Annotated in this window: 21 protein-coding genes; 18 read left to right on the forward strand and 3 right to left on the reverse strand. The window is 51.7% G+C overall.

What is annotated here, in order from left to right; all coding sequences use genetic code 11:
• The first annotated feature begins 182 nt into the window (after positions 1–182).
• The 4 genes from grxD (at position 183) to ACY2RQ_RS04915 (ending at position 2,252) form a co-directional block, all read left to right on the forward strand.
• Positions 183–521, forward strand: coding sequence for a Grx4 family monothiol glutaredoxin (gene grxD / locus ACY2RQ_RS04900; protein ID WP_490111832.1), 339 nt, complete (start codon positions 183–185; stop codon positions 519–521).
• 288 nt (positions 522–809) lie between these two features.
• Positions 810–1,412, forward strand: a complete 603-nt coding sequence (locus ACY2RQ_RS04905; RefSeq protein ID WP_490111833.1) for a peroxiredoxin — start codon at positions 810–812, stop codon at positions 1,410–1,412.
• A gap of 166 nt (positions 1,413–1,578) precedes the next feature.
• A complete protein-coding gene (locus ACY2RQ_RS04910; protein ID WP_490111834.1) occupies positions 1,579–2,025 on the forward strand; it encodes an HIT family protein in 447 nt (148 codons plus the stop codon).
• 23 nt (positions 2,026–2,048) lie between these two features.
• Positions 2,049–2,252 (forward strand): SlyX family protein, encoded by a 204-nt coding sequence (locus tag ACY2RQ_RS04915; RefSeq protein WP_490111835.1) that lies wholly within the window; start codon positions 2,049–2,051, stop codon positions 2,250–2,252.
• A gap of 112 nt (positions 2,253–2,364) precedes the next feature.
• Here the strand turns inward: ACY2RQ_RS04915 and ACY2RQ_RS04920 are convergent, their stop codons facing one another.
• Positions 2,365–2,793: a cold-shock protein gene (locus ACY2RQ_RS04920; RefSeq protein WP_490111868.1), complete on the reverse strand. Its 429-nt coding sequence runs from the start codon at positions 2,791–2,793 to the stop codon at positions 2,365–2,367.
• Between the two features lie 906 nt (positions 2,794–3,699).
• On the opposite strand from ACY2RQ_RS04920, the gene ACY2RQ_RS04925 reads away from it, so the two are divergent.
• Positions 3,700–4,029 (forward strand): HU family DNA-binding protein, encoded by a 330-nt coding sequence (locus ACY2RQ_RS04925; protein WP_490111836.1) that lies wholly within the window; start codon positions 3,700–3,702, stop codon positions 4,027–4,029.
• 220 nt (positions 4,030–4,249) lie between these two features.
• Here ACY2RQ_RS04925 and ACY2RQ_RS04930 read toward each other — a convergent pair whose 3' ends face one another.
• Both ACY2RQ_RS04930 and ACY2RQ_RS04935 read right to left on the reverse strand, forming a co-directional pair.
• Positions 4,250–5,554, reverse strand: a complete 1,305-nt coding sequence (locus ACY2RQ_RS04930) for an OprD family outer membrane porin (protein ID WP_490111837.1) — start codon at positions 5,552–5,554, stop codon at positions 4,250–4,252.
• 315 nt (positions 5,555–5,869) lie between these two features.
• Entirely contained in the window at positions 5,870–7,243 is a 1,374-nt protein-coding gene (locus tag ACY2RQ_RS04935; protein WP_490111838.1) for an OprD family outer membrane porin, read from the reverse strand.
• 148 nt (positions 7,244–7,391) lie between these two features.
• On the opposite strand from ACY2RQ_RS04935, the gene ACY2RQ_RS04940 reads away from it, so the two are divergent.
• The 13 genes from ACY2RQ_RS04940 to tolB all read left to right on the forward strand — a co-directional run bounded on the left by ACY2RQ_RS04940 (position 7,392) and on the right by tolB (position 19,141).
• On the forward strand, positions 7,392–7,535 hold the full coding sequence (locus tag ACY2RQ_RS04940) for an FmdB family zinc ribbon protein (protein WP_490111839.1): 144 nt from the start codon (positions 7,392–7,394) through the stop codon (positions 7,533–7,535).
• A gap of 128 nt (positions 7,536–7,663) precedes the next feature.
• On the forward strand, positions 7,664–9,448 hold the full coding sequence (aspS, locus tag ACY2RQ_RS04945) for an aspartate--tRNA ligase (protein ID WP_490111840.1): 1,785 nt from the start codon (positions 7,664–7,666) through the stop codon (positions 9,446–9,448).
• Between the two features lie 163 nt (positions 9,449–9,611).
• Positions 9,612–10,358: a YebC/PmpR family DNA-binding transcriptional regulator gene (locus ACY2RQ_RS04950; protein WP_490111841.1), complete on the forward strand. Its 747-nt coding sequence runs from the start codon at positions 9,612–9,614 to the stop codon at positions 10,356–10,358.
• A gap of 196 nt (positions 10,359–10,554) precedes the next feature.
• Positions 10,555–12,339, forward strand: coding sequence for a hypothetical protein (locus ACY2RQ_RS04955; RefSeq protein WP_490111842.1), 1,785 nt, complete (start codon positions 10,555–10,557; stop codon positions 12,337–12,339).
• A 228-nt stretch (positions 12,340–12,567) separates the two neighbouring features.
• Positions 12,568–13,092, forward strand: a complete 525-nt coding sequence (gene ruvC, locus ACY2RQ_RS04960; protein WP_490111843.1) for a crossover junction endodeoxyribonuclease RuvC — start codon at positions 12,568–12,570, stop codon at positions 13,090–13,092.
• Between the two features lie 54 nt (positions 13,093–13,146).
• Positions 13,147–13,755, forward strand: a complete 609-nt coding sequence (gene ruvA, locus ACY2RQ_RS04965; protein ID WP_490111844.1) for a Holliday junction branch migration protein RuvA — start codon at positions 13,147–13,149, stop codon at positions 13,753–13,755.
• 18 nt (positions 13,756–13,773) lie between these two features.
• Positions 13,774–14,784 (forward strand): Holliday junction branch migration DNA helicase RuvB, encoded by a 1,011-nt coding sequence (ruvB, locus tag ACY2RQ_RS04970; RefSeq protein ID WP_490111845.1) that lies wholly within the window; start codon positions 13,774–13,776, stop codon positions 14,782–14,784.
• 32 nt (positions 14,785–14,816) lie between these two features.
• Complete coding sequence (locus ACY2RQ_RS04975) at positions 14,817–15,281, forward strand: outer membrane lipoprotein (RefSeq protein ID WP_490111846.1); 465 nt, start codon at positions 14,817–14,819, stop codon at positions 15,279–15,281.
• A gap of 95 nt (positions 15,282–15,376) precedes the next feature.
• On the forward strand, positions 15,377–15,790 hold the full coding sequence (ybgC, locus tag ACY2RQ_RS04980) for a tol-pal system-associated acyl-CoA thioesterase (protein ID WP_490111847.1): 414 nt from the start codon (positions 15,377–15,379) through the stop codon (positions 15,788–15,790).
• A gap of 69 nt (positions 15,791–15,859) precedes the next feature.
• On the forward strand, positions 15,860–16,579 hold the full coding sequence (gene tolQ / locus ACY2RQ_RS04985; protein WP_490111848.1) for a protein TolQ: 720 nt from the start codon (positions 15,860–15,862) through the stop codon (positions 16,577–16,579).
• A 2-nt stretch (positions 16,580–16,581) separates the two neighbouring features.
• On the forward strand, positions 16,582–17,013 hold the full coding sequence (gene tolR, locus ACY2RQ_RS04990; protein WP_490111849.1) for a protein TolR: 432 nt from the start codon (positions 16,582–16,584) through the stop codon (positions 17,011–17,013).
• A gap of 2 nt (positions 17,014–17,015) precedes the next feature.
• Positions 17,016–17,828 (forward strand): TonB family protein, encoded by an 813-nt coding sequence (locus ACY2RQ_RS04995; RefSeq protein ID WP_490111850.1) that lies wholly within the window; start codon positions 17,016–17,018, stop codon positions 17,826–17,828.
• Positions 17,825–19,141 (forward strand): Tol-Pal system beta propeller repeat protein TolB, encoded by a 1,317-nt coding sequence (tolB, locus tag ACY2RQ_RS05000; protein WP_490111851.1) that lies wholly within the window; start codon positions 17,825–17,827, stop codon positions 19,139–19,141. The genes ACY2RQ_RS04995 and tolB overlap by 4 nt, the downstream gene beginning before the upstream one ends.
• Positions 19,142–19,297: the final 156 nt, after the last annotated feature.

The following is a 19,297-nucleotide window of genomic DNA, read 5'->3' on the forward strand; positions in this document are numbered from 1 at the left end:
AAATGCGGTTGAGTGTAGAAGGAAAAACTCACTTTGGTACTTTAAAGTGGCTATATCCCTGTGGTCATCAGGATTTCTGTCATCGGTCCGGTCATGTATACTCGGCCGGGTTAAGCGGTATTCAGCCGTAATTCAGCCCCGGAGCAGCTCCGGGGCAAGATAATCCGGGATGAGGTGGAGTGATGTCTGAAGAAGTTATGGAACAAATCAAGCAGCAGATAGAGAATAATCCAATCCTGTTGTTTATGAAGGGGTCTCCCCGGATGCCTCAGTGCGGGTTCTCTTCCCGTGCTGTCCAGGTTCTGGCGGCCTGCGGCGAGAAATTTGCCTATGTGGATATTCTGGCCCATCCCGACATCCGTGCAAACCTGCCCAAGTACGCTAACTGGCCCACTTTTCCTCAGCTCTGGATTAATGGTGAGCTGGTGGGCGGCAGTGATATTCTGGCTGACCTGTATGAACAGGGTGAGCTGCAGAAGATGGTGAAAGCCGCCAGTGCCAGTGGTGAGGTTGAAGCCTGATTTTCTTATTATGTACCAGAAAAAGGCCGGTTTTTCCGGTCTTTTTTATATCTCTGTAACAAGGAAACCTCTGTTTGTTTTTCAGGGTTCGCAGGGAGTGTGGACAGTATGGGAAAATGTGAAAAATATTCAGTAAATATGCTTGCTTGCTATGGGCGTACCGATGCTGTATGTGTATCATGTTGGGGTTTTGCACCGGTTCTGTTCCCAGCGCTTTCCGGTTGAGTTTTACGAAGCGGTATTGTGGAGCGAATCTTTCTTTGTTAATCCCATAATCGGAGATAGATAATGGCTGTCCTCGTAGGCAAGCAAGCCCCTGACTTTACTGTTCCCGCCGTTCTGGCTGATGGCTCCATCGTTGATGAATTCAACCTGGCTGAGTCCATCAAGGGTAAGTATGGCTTGGTGTTCTTCTACCCCCTGGACTTCACTTTCGTATGTCCTTCGGAGCTGATCGCCCTGGACCACCGCATGGATCAGTTCAAGGAGAAGGGTGTTGAGGTTATCGGTGTTTCCATCGACTCTCACTTCACCCACAACGCATGGCGTAACACTCCCGTAGACAAGGGTGGTATTGGCCAGGTTAAGTACACTCTGGCTGCCGACATGCGTCACGACATTACCAAGGCGTACGACGTTGAATCTGAAGGCGGCGTAGCCTTTCGTGGTGCTTTCCTGATCGACAAGAACGGTGTTGTTCGCTCCCAGATCGTTAACGACCTGCCCCTGGGCCGTAACATGGACGAGTTGCTGCGTCTGGTTGATGCCCTGCAATTCCACGAAGAGCACGGTGAAGTGTGCCCTGCTGGCTGGAGCAAGGGTGATAAGGGTATGAACGCTAACCCTGAGGGTGTGGCTGCTTACCTGGCGGATAACGCTGACTCTCTGTAATAAACAGAGCTTTCGTTATTCTCAAAAAGGGTGCCGGCTGAAACGGTGCCCTTTTTTTGTGGTTGGTATTTTTGATTCTTGCCTTATGGGTTGAGTGACTATCATTGCCTCATTGTCTGTTGCGGACATACTAGTGGCCGCCATTTTGAATTAGGAATCAGCTTTGATGACCGACTTTACACTCGATCAGCGCCTGGTGAATGACTGTCTGGTACTGGGGGACTTCCCCCTCTGCCGTATGTTGTTGATGAATGACTCCCGCTATCCCTGGTTTATTCTCGTACCCAGAGTTCCCGGTGTGGAGGAGATTTACCAGTTGACTGAGGATGATCAGGGAAGGCTGCTGAAAGAGTCCTCCTATGTGGTGGAAAAGCTGAAAGATGTGTTTGTGGCCGACAAGATGAACGTGGCGGCCCTGGGAAATATTGTCCGGCAGTTGCATGTGCATATTGTCGTGCGTCGGGATGGTGATTTTGCCTGGCCCGGCCCTGTGTGGGGTAACGGATCCCCGGTGCCCTATACGGATTCTGAACTGGAAGAGGTTGCCGGACGTCTGTCCACCGTGTTTACTACCTGGCTCGCCCCGGTTGATGGCATGGGCCTTTCATCTTAATTGAAGTGAACAGGAGCAGAGGGATGAATGACGAACTGCTTGAACTGCAAACCCAGCTAAGTTACCAGGATGACAGTGTTCAACAGCTTAATGATGTTGTCACTCGTCAGCAGGGCGAGATTGATGCTCTGCGAAGAGAGGTTGATATTTTGAAGCAGCAGGTGCAGTTGCTGATAGCCAGTCATCTGGAAAGTCAGGGGGAGGAAGCCCCTCCCCCCCACTACTGATACTTGAACATTCGTGTCAAGTGTAGTGCCCTGGTTTCTCTTTCAGGGCACTGCTTGTGACTATGTTTGCCGTACCCAGACTAAATTCTGGAGGTGCATTACTGTGCAGAAATCAGCGGGGTGTGGAGACTACATCTTCGGCCTGAAGACCTTTCTCTTTCTCGGCTACCAGAAAGTCCACCCTCTGGCCTTCATTCAGCACTCGGTGGCCTTCACCGCGAATTGCACGATAGTGCACAAAAATGTCCTCGCCGGAATCCCGGGTAATAAACCCGAAACCTTTTGAGACATTAAACCATTTCACTGTGCCGCCCTCTCTGCCATCCGCGCTGTTGCTGGAATCATTGCTGGCAGTATCTCGGAAAGCGGGATTCAGGTGATGCAGGTTGCTGAGCATATGCGCGACCAGGCCAGCCAGAAGCAGCGAGACTGTTATCAGGGGGATATCAGCTGTGGCGGGGTTAACTGACAGGCGGCCAAAAACGCTGGCTGCGCTGAGTAGGCCTGCCGCAAGAATTAACAAAGCAGCGATAACCTGCAGGGGGCGGCGACTTCCGGGAAACCATGAGGTGTAACAGCCGGATAGCAGGTTGGCTGTTGCCATGACCAGAAGAATCAGCAGGTCAGGCTGGGTGGTAAAGAAGTCTGTCGCTGGTGTTACCGGGGTAACATCAGGGTAAAGCGCCGGAATCAGAGCCGGGGCTGCCAAGAACAGACCTGTCAGGATAAACCCTGTTAATAATTGAAGGTATTTTATGGTTGTGAGATGCATGTCCTGTCCGTGAGTGTCATAGCTATTGTTGGTGTTGTGTTGATGTTGTCGAAGATATAAAGGACCTCAAGGATAATTTAACTCGATTAACAGTCATCACTCAATCCCGTTTCTGCCCGGAAAATGGGTCTGGCGTTAGAAAAAACCATTTTATTCGGTAAAAACAGGCTAAAAACGCTCGCAAGAAAAAAAACACTGGTTTATATTGGTTTCGTGACTGTTAATATTCTTCCGTTGCAGGTAAAGCTCTTGAGGTAAAGCACCTGCAGGCCCCTGGCCAGAATGAAAGTAGCACAGGAAATGGTTTCCAGCCGCTTTTATTGAGAATAGCTGTATTTAAGCCCTGCTATAGGTCGGGTATTAAATGGCAGTGGCAAAACGTCTGTAAAATTTTGTGTACGCCTGATCCGGATGCTTTAAAGCGGAAGGAGGGAAGTGAGTTGGTCGACCAAATACGGTCGGACTGGTTGGATAAAGTAATAAGCGGTGCAAGTGCATAAATGAAAGGTGTCAATGGAATTGATGCTATAGGTGGCTGGGAGCAGCTGTCTGGTATGCACAAGTACTTGGTGGTTGAGAAGTCGGGAATGCGCAGATACTGATCTGACGGAAAGGCGCGCTGTTCACAAAAGAGCAGGATTCAAATTGTTAGGATGACATGCCCGGAGACAACACATGGCAGCAGCAATCAAAGATAAATATACAAAGAGCCAGATTCTTACAGAGATTGCCGAAAATACGGATTTAGCCCGCAAGGATGTCAGCAATGTGCTTGAAGAGCTTACAGTGCTGATTGAGCGACATATTAAAAAGCGTGGCTGTGGTGAATTCACCATTCCCGGTCTTCTGAAAATCGTAACCAAGAAAAAGCCTGCCCAGAAAGCCAAAAAAGGCGTGCCTAATCCGTTCCGTCCCGGTGAGCTTATGGATGTGGCGGCCAAGCCCGCTTCTATTCAGGTGCGGGTACGTCCTCTGAAAAAGCTTAAGGATTTTGCCGCAAGCTAAACAATGATTCCCGGGGTGGCTGTCTGTGTATTGAGTGCGGACGGTTCCCGGGGATAATTTTTCCCGCCTCTTCTTTCTTTTTCCTGATTTTATTTCTTTCCTCTTTTAGGTTGGGCTCTTTCCAAGGGTTTGGTTATTGTCTGATGGTGTTTGCTACAGGCAAAAAATAACCGCCCGGAGGGGCGGTTATTTTGAGCTTCAGTTGGTAATTGAAGCTTGCTTAGAATACAGCCAGATCATAAGTAACGATCACGCGGGTGTCTTTCTTAACGATGTCATTGTTTTTACCTTCTGCGTCAGCCTTGTATTTTGCGTGACGTAAGGTAACTTTCAGGCCGTCCAGCTCAGGCACAGCGTAATCAACGCGGAAGTTGTATTCGCTGGTGTCGGTGTCTTTGCCGGTTTTTACGTCAATCTTGCCGTCAACGTACAGAGCTTTGGCGCTCAGACCTTCAACCATTTCAGAGAAGTCGTAGGCAACCTTGTACATAATTGACTTTTCTTCAGGAGTATTGAAGTCGCTGATTTGAACGGAGTTGTAGCCATTAAAGTTAGTGTTGTCTTCGCCGCCTTTCCAGCCTGCGCCTGCGCTGTCCCAGCCGCTGTTGGTGCCACCACCGATATTGTTGTAGCTGATGCTGGCAGTCAGGGCGGAAACGCTGGCTTCAGCCATCAGGCCATACCATGAGAGGCTGTCTTTTTCGTTGTCACTCTTAATGTCTTTGCTTGTATAACCGGTAGCTTTGTTTTTTCCATACTGGGCACCGAGCTTCAGGTCGGTTGCATCAGTAATCGGGAAAGAATAGGAGCCGTCTACGTAGAAGACTTTGGCATAATCATTCTGCTTGGCATAGGCTGCGCCAACCTTCAATCCATCTATTTCATAGCTGGCACCAACGGTTTTAACGGCGCGCTTTTTGCCATTAACTTCGTAGTCCTCATAGCTAGACTGGTTCCGGTTGTTGCCTTTTTTGGCGTAGGCACCAAAAACAGTAACACCGGAGAAGGTGTAATCCGCATACAGACCTTCGGTGGTGCTGGGCAGTGACCGGGAATCAGATTCGTTCAGCAGAGGAGTGTCAATCAGCATGCGGCCATATTTGGCTACACCGTTGCCCATCAGGTTGAATTTGATGGCACCAAAGGTTTTGCCGTAGCTTGAGCCTTTTGAGTGAATTAAGTTTCCATTAGCATCATAAACTTTACTGGTTTGCTCTAGCAGTCCAGTGTCGCTGTTTTTGTTGCTGCCGCGACTTTCGGTCAGCTTAAGAGCATATTGAGTGCTCAGGTCAAAACCTACAATGTCGGCGAAGTAGCCGGATTCAAAATTTACACGGAAGGCCTGTACCCAGGCGCTGTCTTTTTGAGTTTTTTGTGTGCCTGTCTTGTCGCTGTCGGCTTTGTAGTAATTACGCAGTTCAATATTCAGCTTGCTGTCATCAATAAACTGCTCCGCCTGTGCGGACGTCGCAGCCATTGCGGCTACGATAGCAACGCTCAGGGCGCTTTTGGTCATCATCTTCATTGTGTTCACCAGCTCCATGGGTGTGTTGTGTTTTGCTGTTATGGCAATTGCCGCAAACAACCGGTCGCTATTCAATATTATTGAATAAGCAGCCTTATGCCTCCCCGGGCAATCGCGCATAATTTTTTTAGCCGGATTATTGTTTAATAGTTGTCTGCAAAATGCAACAAAATAGTATACGACACGTAAAGAATGTGTGATCAAACGAGGTTTCTTGTGTTATCTGTTGATTCATATGGGGATTTTCTGGAAGGAATGCCTGAATTGAGTGCTCGTGCTGCTTGATATGCACTTAATTCAGGCACTTTTTTAGTGTTAAATCAAAGGGATGGCGTAGTCCACAATTAACCGGTTCTCATTGATGGAATCACCTTTGTTGAAGCTGCGCACTGTCGCGTTTCTCCAGGTGATTGCGAGACCGGACAGGGCTCCCGCTTTAAAGTCGTAGCGCAGGTCGGTATCACGTTCCCACTCTTTGACTGTTTTGCCATCCTTGAATTCCCCCGTGATATAGCGGGCCATTACGCTGAGTCCGGGAAGCCCCCAGCTGCCAAAACTGTAATCAACTCTGCCCTGCCATGACTTCTCATTTTTTTTGTTAAAATCCAGATACTGTACAGCATTCCAGGTTAGAAGACCGTTGTCATCATGTTTGCAGTCATCCCAGCAGTAGTCGTATTTATCGCCAATAACCCCCTGAAATGAGGCGAGAATGGCAAAGTTTTCAATGGTTAACTGGGCAGCGAGGTTCCAGAGCTTGCTGTTTGTTGTGTCGCCTGCTTTGCTTCCGTATTTTTTTCCGTCACTCTTGCTTTTCTGGATATAGCCATCCAGAAGCAGGCTGGTATCCGATCCCAGATCCAGTGTATAGGAGCTGTTCAGGTAATCCTGGCGCAAATAGTCCTTGGCCTCGCCTGTGGCAATATGAACTTTTAGCCCTGCGAGCTCCAGTGAGGCTCCCAGAATGCCAATATCCCAGGTTTGACCACGGTTGTTTTGATAAGAGTGGTAGCCGGTTTCTGTTTTTGCGGAGGCTTTGTCTGAGAACAGTCCGTACAGGCCGACATTGTAAATATTGGCTTTAGCCAGAATACCCTGGGTGCTGGAAGGGGTTGTACGGGAGTCGCTGTCGTTCAGGAGAGGCGTGTCCACAAACATTCTTCCGGCTTTCATATGGCCGTTGATATCGTGGTCGCCAAAGCGGGCTTTCAGGTAACCCTGACCGAGCTTGCCATAACCTTCCTGTTTGGCCATAAGATGGCCGTGTTTATCCCTTGGTGTTTTATGGCGCAGGGCACCGGAGCCAAACTTCTCTTCATCGCCCACAAGTTTAAGGGCACCGTACCAGGAGGCATTCAGGCCAATAACATCGGCAAAATAGCCGGAGCTGAAATCCAGGCGAAAGCCCTGGGCCCAGCTTTCCACTGTTCCGGGTTCGCGAACAGGCGGCGTGCTATCGGTAAAACGCTTCTTTTTAAAATCCCGATTGAAGTAGAAGTTGCGCAGGCCGAGGTCGAGGGTGCTGTCATGTATCATCTGGCTGAACAGATTATTATCATTGCCGACAGGCGACCTGGCTGTTGCTTCCTGCTGATAAGCTTGGGCTGAAAGGGGCATTATCAGCCCGACTCCCAATCCAAGGAAAAGGGATAAAGTGGTCAGTTTTTGCGGCAATCCGGTATCTGGCATTGTTTTTCACTCCGGTGTTATTGATTCAGGTCGGCTATGAAATAGACAATGGTCGGGATTTGTGCAAATCAGTGATAACGGATTGCGGTCGGCTTGGGATATAATACCCGGTCATTTGTAATAACGGGTTTTTGCTGGCATCGAATTTATGCCTGTAGACGAGTATCTATGTCAAAGTTGTGAAGCCTCCCATGAGGCTATTCAGAAATTCAGCGATGCTCCTCTGACGGACTGCCCCGCGCGCGGTCAGCCGGAGTTGAAAAACAGATTTCTGCACCATTGTTCCGTTTGAACGGCAACCAGCGACTGATAAGCAGCTTCGGCACGGGAGTTCCGTGCCGGTAGATATGCCAGTTTTTAAAATCAGCTTTTAACTGAGCTTTTCATATAAAGCCTTTCATAAAAGAGTTAGAGGTAACCATGCGCAGCCATTATTGCGGCGACCTAGATGCGAGACTGAACGGCGAAACAGTGACGTTATGCGGCTGGGTGCATCGCCGCCGGGACCACGGTGGAGTGATTTTCCTGGACCTGCGGGACCGGGAAGGCATTGCCCAGGTGGTGATTGACCCGGATACGGCAGAAGCCTTTGCTCTGGCTGATAAAGCCCGCAGCGAATATGTTCTGAAAATCACCGGTCGTGTACGCCCTCGTCCGGAAGGCACTATCAATCCCAATATGCGTACTGGCGAAATTGAAGTGCTGGGTAAAGAGGTGGAGATCCTCAATGCTGCCCAGACACCTCCGTTCCAGCTGGACGGTTACACCGATGTGGGTGAAGATGTACGCCTGCGTTATCGTTACATGGATCTTCGTCGTCCGGAGATGCAGGAAAAGCTGATTATGCGCAGCAAGGCCACCCGCCTGGTGCGCAATTACCTGGAAGACAAAGGCTTCCTGGATATTGAAACCCCGGTCCTCACCCGCGCCACGCCGGAAGGTGCCCGGGATTACCTTGTGCCCAGTCGTGTTCATCAGGGTGCATTCTACGCGCTGCCCCAGTCCCCCCAGTTGTTCAAGCAGCTGCTGATGGTGTCTGGTTTTGACCGTTACTACCAGATTGTTAAATGCTTCCGTGATGAAGACCTGCGGGCCGAGCGTCAGCCTGAATTTACCCAGATCGATATTGAAACTTCGTTTATGAGCGAAGAGCAGGTAATGGGTACCACGGAAGATATGGTCAAAAAGATGTTCGGTGAACTGCTGAGTGTTGACCTGGGTGAGTTCCCCCATATGGCCTATGCCGAAGCTATGCGTCTGTACGGTTCCGATAAGCCGGACCTGCGTATTCCACTGGAGCTGACCGATATTGAAGACCTGGTAGCCAATGTTGATTTTAAGGTCTTCAAAGGTCCCGCCAACGATCCGAAAGGTCGTGTTGCTGCTCTGAAACTGCCCGGTGGTGCTGAGAAGCTGACCCGTAAGCAGATTGATGACTACGGCAAGTATGTTGGCAACTACGGCGCCAAAGGTCTGGCCTGGGTGAAGGTCAACGCTCTGGAAAATGGTGTTGAAGGTCTGCAGTCTCCCATCCTGAAGTTCCTGGGCGAAGACGTGGCCATGAATATTATGGACCGCCTGGAAGCCAAGAACGGGGATATCGTCTTCTTCGGTGCCGACAGCAATAACATTGTGAATGATGCCCTGGGCGCTCTGCGCTGTAAGTTGGGTGAAGACCTGAACCTTTATACCCGTGAGTGGGCTCCACTTTGGGTTGTGGACTTCCCGATGTTTGAAGAGAACAGCCAGGGTGGTCTGACCGCGCTGCATCACCCGTTCACTGCGCCTACCTGCACACCGGAAGAGCTGGCTTCCAGCCCGGAAACGGCTCTGTCCCGTGCCTACGATATGGTGATCAACGGCTATGAAGTGGGTGGTGGCTCTGTGCGTATCCACCAGGAAGATATGCAGCAGGCGGTGTTCCGCACCCTGAAAATCGAAGAAGACGAGCAGCGTGAGAAGTTCGGCTTCCTGCTGGATGCCCTCAAGTTCGGCGCGCCGCCCCATGCTGGTCTGGCCTTTGGTCTGGATCGACTGGTGATGCTGCTGTGTGGTACTGACAATATCCGTGAAGTTATCGCCTTCCCGAAAACCCAGTCCGCAGCCTGTCAGCTGACCCAGGCTCCCAGCCCTGTTGACCAACAGCAGCTGCATGAGCTGAATATCCGTATTCGCCGTGATCCGGCATCAGCCACCAGTCATTGATACGCGGCTATATTATTGGTTCACTGGCCATTGTTGCTGGCTGAGAATGCAGGCTGAGAAAACCGGAGCCTTGGGGTTCCGGTTTTTTGTTGCTTTCCTGGTCGGGTGAGCTGAGAGTAAAAACGAGATATAATCTTCGTTTTTGTATTTCTGAGGATTGCAGATGGCAGGTCACAGTAAATGGGCCAACATCAAGCACCGCAAGGCAGCGCAGGATGCTAAGCGTGGCAAAATCTTTACCAAGTTGATTCGTGAGCTGGTTGTCGCCGCCAAAATGGGCGGTGGCAATGCTGACGATAACCCGCGCCTGAGGGCCGCAGTGGATAAGGCACTGGACGCTAACATGACCCGCGATACCATCAATCGCGCGATTGCCCGTGGTGCCGGTGGTGATGATGATTCCAATATGGATGAGATCACCTACGAAGGTTACGGTCCTGGTGGTGTAGCGGTTCTGGTGGAATGTCTGACCGATAACCGCAACCGTACTGTATCTGAAGTACGTCACGCTTTCTCAAAGCATGGCGGTAACCTGGGTACTGATGGTTCCGTAGCCTACCTGTTTGAGAAGAAAGGTCAGATTTTCTTTGAGCCGGGAGCGGATGAAGACGTTGTTATGGAAGCTGCCCTGGAAGCCGGTGCCGAGGATGTAGTGAGTAATGACGACGGTTCCCTGGAAGTGCTGACAGAATGGACCGAGTTTATGGCGGTTAAGGATGCCCTGGAAGCAGCGGGCCTGACCCCGGCCGGTGGCGAAGTCACCATGATCGCCACAACCCAGGCTGAACTGGACGCGGCTGGCGCTGAGAAGATTCTCAAGCTGGTTGATCGTCTGGAAGACCTGGACGATGTTCAGAACGTTTACAGCAATGCTGATATCCCCGCTGAGATTATGGAGCAACTGGGCTGATCGTCCCTTACCCTGCCCCGTCCGGGACAGGGTTGTTTTCCCCCGTTTTTTCTTCATTTTTTTCCTGCTTGATACAGCACGGTTATTCGTTCTTTCCCCTTTGTTAGCCAGCCCTTGGTTTTTTTGTGCCTGATGCCTGTCTGAATGGATTGTTTTGTGGGGGAAATCCCGGAAATTCAGGTAGCAGGGTTGGACTATGGCTGTATCTACACAGACGACAAGAAGATATGCGGCAGGTAATCACTCCGGTTGTGTTGACCGGCCTTCCTTGTCCCTGCTGGGGAGGGGGAGGGGACGTGTTGTCGATGTAACCGCGATGAGTTACATGCAGGCAGAACCTGTGGATAAACAGGTCAGGGTACTTGGGGATGGATTGCAGTCCATAAGCCCGGATCTACGCCATCGCTTTGTTGTCCAGGGGGTTGCTCAACAGGTTTTGTCCCAGAGTAGCCCTGTTTTAGAGGATGATCTTGAAGAAAACCTGACCGAGCTGCTGGAGGGGGCAGTCTCTGCTTACAGTGAAAGTCCCGATGATCTTGAGCATCATCTTCTTCATCGGGCCGGGTTGGGTTCTTTGTTTCTGCTTGCTTCAGGCTCCAACCGTTGGCTGGGGCTGCCGGGCCTGACCCGATGGCTGGGCAGCTTCGGGGGAGCGTTTTTTGTTACCTTCTTCTCCTTTGCTATTACCAATATTCTTGGGGCTTATACGGTTAACCGTATGCAGTTCGAGGGTGTGTTCAGTAAAAAGCAGCTGGCCCTTGGGTTCCTTGCATTCCTTCCTGCCCTGATCGATGGCGTTGCCGCTTTTTCTGCCTTGTCCATGCTGGGTATTCCGGTGCCGTTTGCCATAATTTGTGCTGGCATTAATCTGTGTTCCAGTCATTTTTATTTCTGGAACTTTATGGAGCGTATTGGTGATTTTCTTGCAGGCCGTGACTTTGAACGGGAACAGTTGTGCGATCGGACTGTCTGGCTGCAGGGGCAATTGCTGAAGGAATTCCAGATTGATGATTACCGGGAGCGGAACGGCGCGCCGGACTGGAGGGCTGTAGGAAAAACGGTGGCGGAAAGACTTGTTAAGCCGGTGAAAACCAGTTGTATGGAAAAGTTGATGAAGTGGGTACCGTTCTCTTCCCGCAACGGTAAAGTGCGAAATATTATCAGGGAGTTAATAGAGGCGAGGAAGCGCAATACATTCCAGCGTTTTTCCGTAAAAGCCCTGCATGATGACGCAGTCCATCACCGCCGCCATGGCTGGCACCTGATATTCCGGCCGGTTTCTTATAGCGCTCTGTTTGTAATCAGTGCTGCTTTTACCTGGAGTGATCTGTCTGGTGTTGTTAACCGGATTATTAATCCTAATTATCCTGGAAACCTTCCCCAGATAAATATTTCCCCTGACAAGCTCTGTGGGCTTGTAAAAGGGGCTTATGCTTTTCTCCAGGTGGCGGGGCAGATTGTGGGTCTGGCGGAAACTGTCGCTACGGCGCTTCTCTCTTACGATAACGTCCTGGAGTCGGAACAGTGGCTGCGGCAAAAGGGCTGGCGGAATATTGGGCGTAAAGGCCGGCGCTGGCATCAGCTGTTTTTCTGTGTCGGGTTATTGTCTTCAGGGTGTTATGGATTAACACTGTTTGGTACCGGCAGAACTGACCTGAAAAGTGATCCCTGCCTGCAGGTCAGCGGTCTTGCCCAGACAGTGCTTCCCGGTTTTGCAGCGCTTTCAGCTTTTCTGCATACCTGGAAGTGCGGACCGGAAATTCTGGGGGTTATACATGTTGTCAGGAATTTTGGTTCCCAGGCACGGACAAAGGCAGGAAAATATTATCTGCCATGCTGGAGGCGACTGAAATCCGTGTATCATTCCAGGCCCGTAAACCTGGAAAGAACTCCCCTGTTGCGGAGGGAGAGTCAGGTTAACCTTCAAGAAAGTCTTCAGGAATTGTCAGGAGACATTGATTCCAACAGTGACCAGAAATAATACTACCGTGATAACGGTCACCAGCGCCAGGGGCGTCAGCCACTCCTTCATGGCCACGGAACCTCGTGATATGTGATGGCCATAGCTTAATTCCAACCGCTATTTTCACCTGTAGTTTTTAGTTACAGGGCTGGGTGTGTTTGTAAATTAAACCTTTCACAGGGGATAATTTACCTGTAAAAATAAACAGTATGATTTTGTTTTCTTGGTGTAAGCGATTGGACGTTTATGGCAATCATTCTTGGTATTGATCCGGGTTCCAGGGTGACTGGTTATGGTGTAATTAACCATAACGGGCAGACTGTGGAATATGTGGATTCCGGATGTATACGCACCGCGCCGGGGGAATTGCCGGGCCGCCTTAAACAGATTTACGATGGCATTGATCAGGTGATAGAAGCCTGGAGCCCGCAAATGGTGGGTATTGAGCAGGTGTTTATGGCCCGTAATCCGGATTCTGCCCTGAAGCTTGGCCAGGCCCGTGGTGCGGCTATTGTTGCGGCCATGAATCATGGGCTGCCGGTGAGCGAGTATTCCGCCCGGCAGGTGAAGCAGTCGGTGGTCGGTACCGGCTCGGCGGACAAGCATCAGGTGCAGCATATGGTAACTGCCATGCTGCGCCTGAACCGCAAACCCCAGGCCGACGCGGCCGATGCTCTGGCCATTGCCCTCTGCCATGCCCATACCCGTCAGGGCCTGATTGGTATGGCGGGAACCGGCGCCCGGCGCATAGCCCGGGGGCGGGTAAGATAATTATTTCACGCAGGCCCGATGCCTGCGGGACAGATACTTTCCTGGAAGACTTTTATGATCGGACGACTGCGCGGCACGCTTGTTGAGAAAAATCCTCCCGTCCTGATGCTGGATGTGGGAGGTGTGGGGTATGAGCTGGAAGCGCCGTTAACGACATTTCACCGGCTTCCTGAGGGCGGGCAGGAAGTGACTCTTCACACGCATTTTGTCGTACGGGATGATGCCCAGCTTTTATATGGTTTTGCGGACCGCAGTGAGCGCCACTTGTTCCGCACCCTGATTCGAGTGAATGGCGTTGGCCCCAAGCTGGCACTGGCCATTCTTTCGGGCATGGAAGCGGATATGTTTGCCCGCTGTGTCCATGAACAGGATACCTCCATGTTGACCCGCCTGCCCGGTGTGGGCAAGAAAACAGCGGAACGTTTGATCGTGGAAATGAAAGACCGGCTGGATGAGTGGCAACCGGCCCTGTCCTCACTGGAAAAAGCGGCTGTTGCTAAACCTTCAGGCGCAAGTCGTCTCGACCCTGTACAGGATGCGGTCAGTGCACTGGTGGCTCTGGGATATCGGCCCCAGGATGCCAGCAAGGCCATTTCCAGTGTGCAGGAAGATGGTATGGGCACGGATGACCTGATTCGCCAGGCCCTTAAGGCGATGATTTAAAGGAAGCAGGGAAGAGATATGTTTGAAAGTGACCGCCTGATATCGGCAGCTGAGGCTCCCCAGGAAGATCGCATAGATCGGGCCATACGTCCGGAAAAACTCCAGGATTATATTGGTCAGCCCGTTGTCCGTGAGCAGATGGAGATATTTATCCAAGCGGCCAGGCTGCGCCAGGACGCTTTGGACCATACCTTGATCTTTGGTCCGCCGGGGCTGGGCAAAACGACCCTGGCCAATATTCTTGCCAATGAGATGGGGGTGAACCTGCGTTCCACTTCTGGCCCGGTACTGGAAAAAGCCGGCGATCTGGCCGCTTTGCTCACCAACCTTGAGTCCCACGATATTCTGTTTATTGATGAGATTCACCGCTTAAGCCCGGTAGTGGAAGAGGTGCTGTATCCGGCCATGGAAGACTATCAGCTGGATATTATGATCGGTGAAGGGCCGGCGGCCCGTTCCATTAAACTCGATTTGCCACCTTTTACCCTTGTGGGGGCGACGACCCGGGCGGGTTTGCTGACTTCACCTTTGCGGGATCGTTTCGGTATTGTTCAGCGGCTGGAGTTTTACAATGTTGCTGATTTGACAACGATTGTTCAGCGTTCTGCGGGTATTCTGGGAATGAATATGGGGCAGAGCAGTGCTGGTGCCAGTGAAGTGGCCCGCCGCTCCCGGGGAACGCCCCGTATTGCCAACCGTCTGTTGCGCCGGGTGAGGGACTATGCGGACGTGCGAGCCAATGGTGAAGCCAGCGGTAAAGTGGCAGACGCGGCCCTGAATATGCTGGATGTGGATAACCAGGGCTTCGATCATATGGACCGTCGCCTGATGCTGGCCATGATCGAAAAGTTTGATGGTGGTCCGGTGGGGGTGGACAGCCTTGCGGCAGCCATTGGTGAAGAACGGGATACTATTGAAGATGTGCTGGAACCCTACCTGATTCAGCAGGGATTCCTGATGCGCACTCCCCGTGGGCGTGTAGTCACCCGGCATGCCTATGAGCACTTTGGTCTGTCCGTGAAAGAATAACTGAATAATTATCACATGACTGTAGGATTACGATGAAAAAATATGTTGTGTTTGCCGTTATGGCTATGACTGCTGGTCTGGCTGGCTGTGCTTCTGACCTGTCATCCAATGCCTATTCCCGGAGTGAAGCCAGAACGGTACAGACCATTCAGGAAGGAAAGATTATTGAGCTGGCCCCCGTCGCGATAGAGGGCAGTCAGAGTGGTATTGGAGCTATTGCGGGTGGCGCGGCAACGGGTATTGCCGCAGGTGCCAATATCGGCGGTGGTTCCGGGAGTGATATCGCGGCTATTGGTGGTGCGGTGATCGGTGGCCTGCTGGGAAATATGGCAGAAGAGCGTCTGACCCGAAAGCAGGGAGTTAACATGACTATCCGCCTGAAGAATGGCCAGCTGATTTCTGTCGTGCAGGAAGTTGACCCCAAAGAGCTGTTCCAGGTGGGTGATCGGGTACGTATATATAGTCAGTCCGGTACCAGTCGTGTGGTAAGAATGTGACCGGGGTTATACCGAACCAACGGGGTTACGTGGTATAACCCGTTCTCTTAACAGTTTTTACAGCGGTTGCTGTTGATTTGCTCCGGAGTTCAAGTATGGCTGATAAGGTGTTCAGCTGGCCGGTACGTGTCTACTACGAAGATACGGATGCGGGTGGGATTGTTTATTACGTCAATTACCTGAAGTTTATGGAGCGGGCCCGCACCGAGTATCTCCGTAGCCTGGGGTTTGACCAGCAGGCGCTGATGGACGACGGTATCCTGTTTGTTGTCCGTAATACTTCCATTGATTACCTGCGCCCGGCCAAGCTGGATGATCAGTTGGTAGTCACTGTCAGCCTGTCCCGCAGGGGTCGTGCCGGTTTCGATATGATTCAGTCCATCTGGCGTGGTGATGAAGAGCTGTGCCAGGGAAAAGTTGCCATCGCCTGTGTCAGCGCCAACAGCCTTCGTCCGGTGGGCATGCCGGTGAATGTTCGTCAAGCTATGCTGCTGTCATCCCGGGATTAACCCTGAGATTATGTGGTTGCCTGAGCAATCGCGGATTTCTCAAACACCTGTTACACAAGAGGGAACAGAGTGACAGAAGGTACATCTATGTGGGCGCTGGTATTGAATGCCGGCTGGGTAATTCAGCTGGTGCTGTTGATACTGGTGATGGCGTCTCTGCTGTCATGGGTTTTTATAGTCCAACGGGCGATTGTCCTGCGGAATGCCCGGCAGGCGGCGATCTCCTTTGAAGAGCGCTTCTGGTCCGGTATGGATCTGGGCAAGCTTTACCGTGAAGTCCATGGTAATGGTGATCCGGACGGTGGCACTGAACGCATCTTTATGGCGGGATTTCGGGAGTTTACCCGGCTGCGGGGTCAGAGCGTGGACGCCGATGCCCTGATGGATGGTGTACAGCGTTCCATGCGTGTTGCTGTAACCCGTGAGCAGGAAAAGCTGGAAGCCCATCTGCCGTTCCTGGCTACTGTCGGTTCCACTGGCCCTTATGTGGGGCTGTTCGGTACGGTTGTCGGAGTTATGAACTCCTTTCACGGACTGGCCAATGTGCAACAGACGACACTGGCCGCTGTTGCCCCGGGTATCGCCGAGGCGCTGGTGACAACAGCGGTTGGGCTGGTAGCCGCGATTCCGGCAGTTGTCGCCTATAACCGTTTTACCTCCCGGGTTGAGCAGTTGCTGACCGGTTATGAAACCTTTGCCGAAGAGTTTTCCAGCATTCTGCACCGCCAGGTGCACAGCCAATCAGCACCGGTGACACCCGGTAACAAACCCTCACACGGGGAGAGCTGATCGTGGCGCGTGCAGGTGGGCGACGCAAGCCCATGTCCGAAATCAACATGGTGCCGTTTATCGACATCATGATGGTTATGCTGGTGGCCTTTATGGTGTCGTCACCCATGTTTACTCAAGGGGTGCAGGTTAACCTGCCGAAAACCGACAGCAAACCGGTCACTATTCCCAAGGGTGAAGAGCCGTTAATCGTTTCTATCCGTCCGGATGGTTCCTACTACCTGAGCCTTGAGTCCACCGGTGACAAGTCCCTTGCCCTGAATGATCTGGCCGATAAGGTCGCCAGAATCAAGCAAGCCAAACCCTCCACCCTTGTGCTGGTGAAAGGTGATCAGGAGGCCAGTTACGGTGCGGTAATCAAGGCCATGGCGGCGTTGCAGAAGGCCGGTGTTGACGATGTTGGCCTGATTACCGAACCGGGGGAGCAGAACTGAGCGTGAAGAAGTTCCCCTGGCGTATAAAGGACTGGATCAGGCAGAAAACCCTTGTGCTGGGAAGTGAAGACTGGCGTTTGCCGGTTCTCTTTTCTGTTGCTCTTCATATCCTGCTGCTGGCCGGACTGTTTGTGATTATGCCTGTGGAAGATGAGCGTAAGGTGAGCCCGGCACCGAATTTTGTCAGCGCCCGCATGATGACTCTGGAACCCAAGGCCAAACCCAAACCTTCGAAAAAAACTGTTCCCAAGCGTACGATTGCGAAAAAGCCTGAACCGAAAAAGACGGTTAAGAAAATATCTGCCCCTAAATCTGTGAGCAAGCCCCCTGAAAAGAAAGTTGTTCCCCTGAAAGCCAAGCCTGAGCCGGCTCCTCAAAAGCCGAAAGTCAGTGAAGAACAAAAACACCAGGAAGAGTTGCAAAAACAACGCGAGCGAGAGAGGCTTGAGGCTGCGCAACGGGAACGTGAGAGAGAGCGTCAGGCACGTCTGGCTGCCCAGGCAAAAGCGGACCAGGTGACCATTGCAGGTTATGAGCAGATGGTGGCCAGCCTGGTGGCGGAACAGTGGTCCCGTCCGGCCAGTGCCCGCCGGGGAATGAAAGCCTCTTTCAGAATTCGCCTTACCCCTACGGGAGAGGTTATCAGTGTTGTAAAACTGTCTGGCAGCGGTAATGAGGCATTTGACCGCTCGGCTGCTCAGGCAATTGCAAAGGCTGCACCATTCAGAGAGTTGCAGGGTATGGAGAGCCGGATATTTGAAAACAATTTCCGTGAGTTCAAATTTGTCTTTAATCCCGAGGATTTACTGGAATGAAACTGGTTTCCCGATCTTCAATAACGGCATTGCTGTGGTGCTTGACGCTGATTTCCGGGCTGGCCCGGGCAGAGCTGACCATTGAAATAACCCGGGGTAACGATCAGGCCGTTCCTGTGGCCGTTGTTCCGTTTTCCTGGGATGGCAAAAATGTACTGCCGGAAGATATCGCCGGTATTATCGGCAATGACCTGCGCCTGAGCGGGCAGTTTGCTCCTGTTCCCAGCAGTCAGTTCCTGGGCTTCCCTTCCAATAAAGATGAAGTCTTTTATGGGGACTGGCAGCGGCTGGGTACCTCTTACCTTGTTATTGGCAGGGTGAGTGAGCAGCCCGGTGACCGCTATAGGGTGAACTACCAGCTGTTTGATGTGCTGGGTAAAAAATCGGTGCTTGAAGGGGAAGTGTCCGGCAGTCGTGCCCAGCTGCGTTCCATTGCTCATAACGTGAGTGATGCAGTGTATGAAAAAATTACCGGTATAAGAGGCATTTTCTCCACCCGTATCGTTTATGTGGTGGCTAACCGCCGCAGTGTTGACGATACCGATTACAAGCTGGTTTACGCAGATATGGATGGTCACCGGGCTGTGCCCATTCTACAGTCCAAAGAACCTGTGCTGGCACCTGACTGGTCACCGGACGGTAAAAAAATTGCCTATGTTTCCTTCGAAACCGGGCGTCCGGCCATTTATATTCAGGAGCTTGCCACTGGTCACCGTGAGCGCATCAGCAGCTTTCGTGGTTTGAACAGTGTACCCAAATGGTCACCGGATGGTAAAAAAATGGCGATGGTACTGTCCAAATCCGGCAACGCTGACATTTATGTGCTGGATATGAAAACCCGTGCCCTGACCCAGGTAACCCGGCACTTTGCCCTGGATAATGAACCGGACTGGATGCCAGACGGCAAGAGTCTGATATTTACCTCCAACCGGGGTGGCTCGGCCCAGCTGTACCAGGTGGAACTGGCGACAGGTGATGTACGTCGTTTGACTTTTGAAGGGCGGTTCAATGCCCGTGGTCGTGTATTCCCGGATGGCAAGAATATTGCCCTGATCCATAAGGGGGAGGGGGACACAGCTTATAATGTTGCGGTTCTTAATCTGGAAACCGGCCGGATGCGTATTCTGTCTACCTCTGAATTTGAGGATGCGCCGGATATTTCCCCCAACGGTCGTATGTTGATTTACTCTGCCCAGGGCGGAGACCAGGGTGTGCTGGGCATTATATCCGCTGACGGGCGGGTGGGCTTCCGTCTGCCCTCCCGCGAAGGTGATGTACGGGAGCCGGCCTGGTCTCCTTACCTGAGCCGATAATATGCTGGATCTGATTCGTAAAGCGTTAAGCTTACGGATTTGGTAAAAATTTCGAGAGATATTGCTATAACCCCCTGTGTTTATAGGAATAGCTCCAGGTGTTGTTCTGGTTTGCTGCAGGTAAGTCTGTTACCTTAGTGCAAAAAATTATCTTGT

It is taken from the genome of Parendozoicomonas sp. 209JJ7-1 (assembly GCF_058147085.1).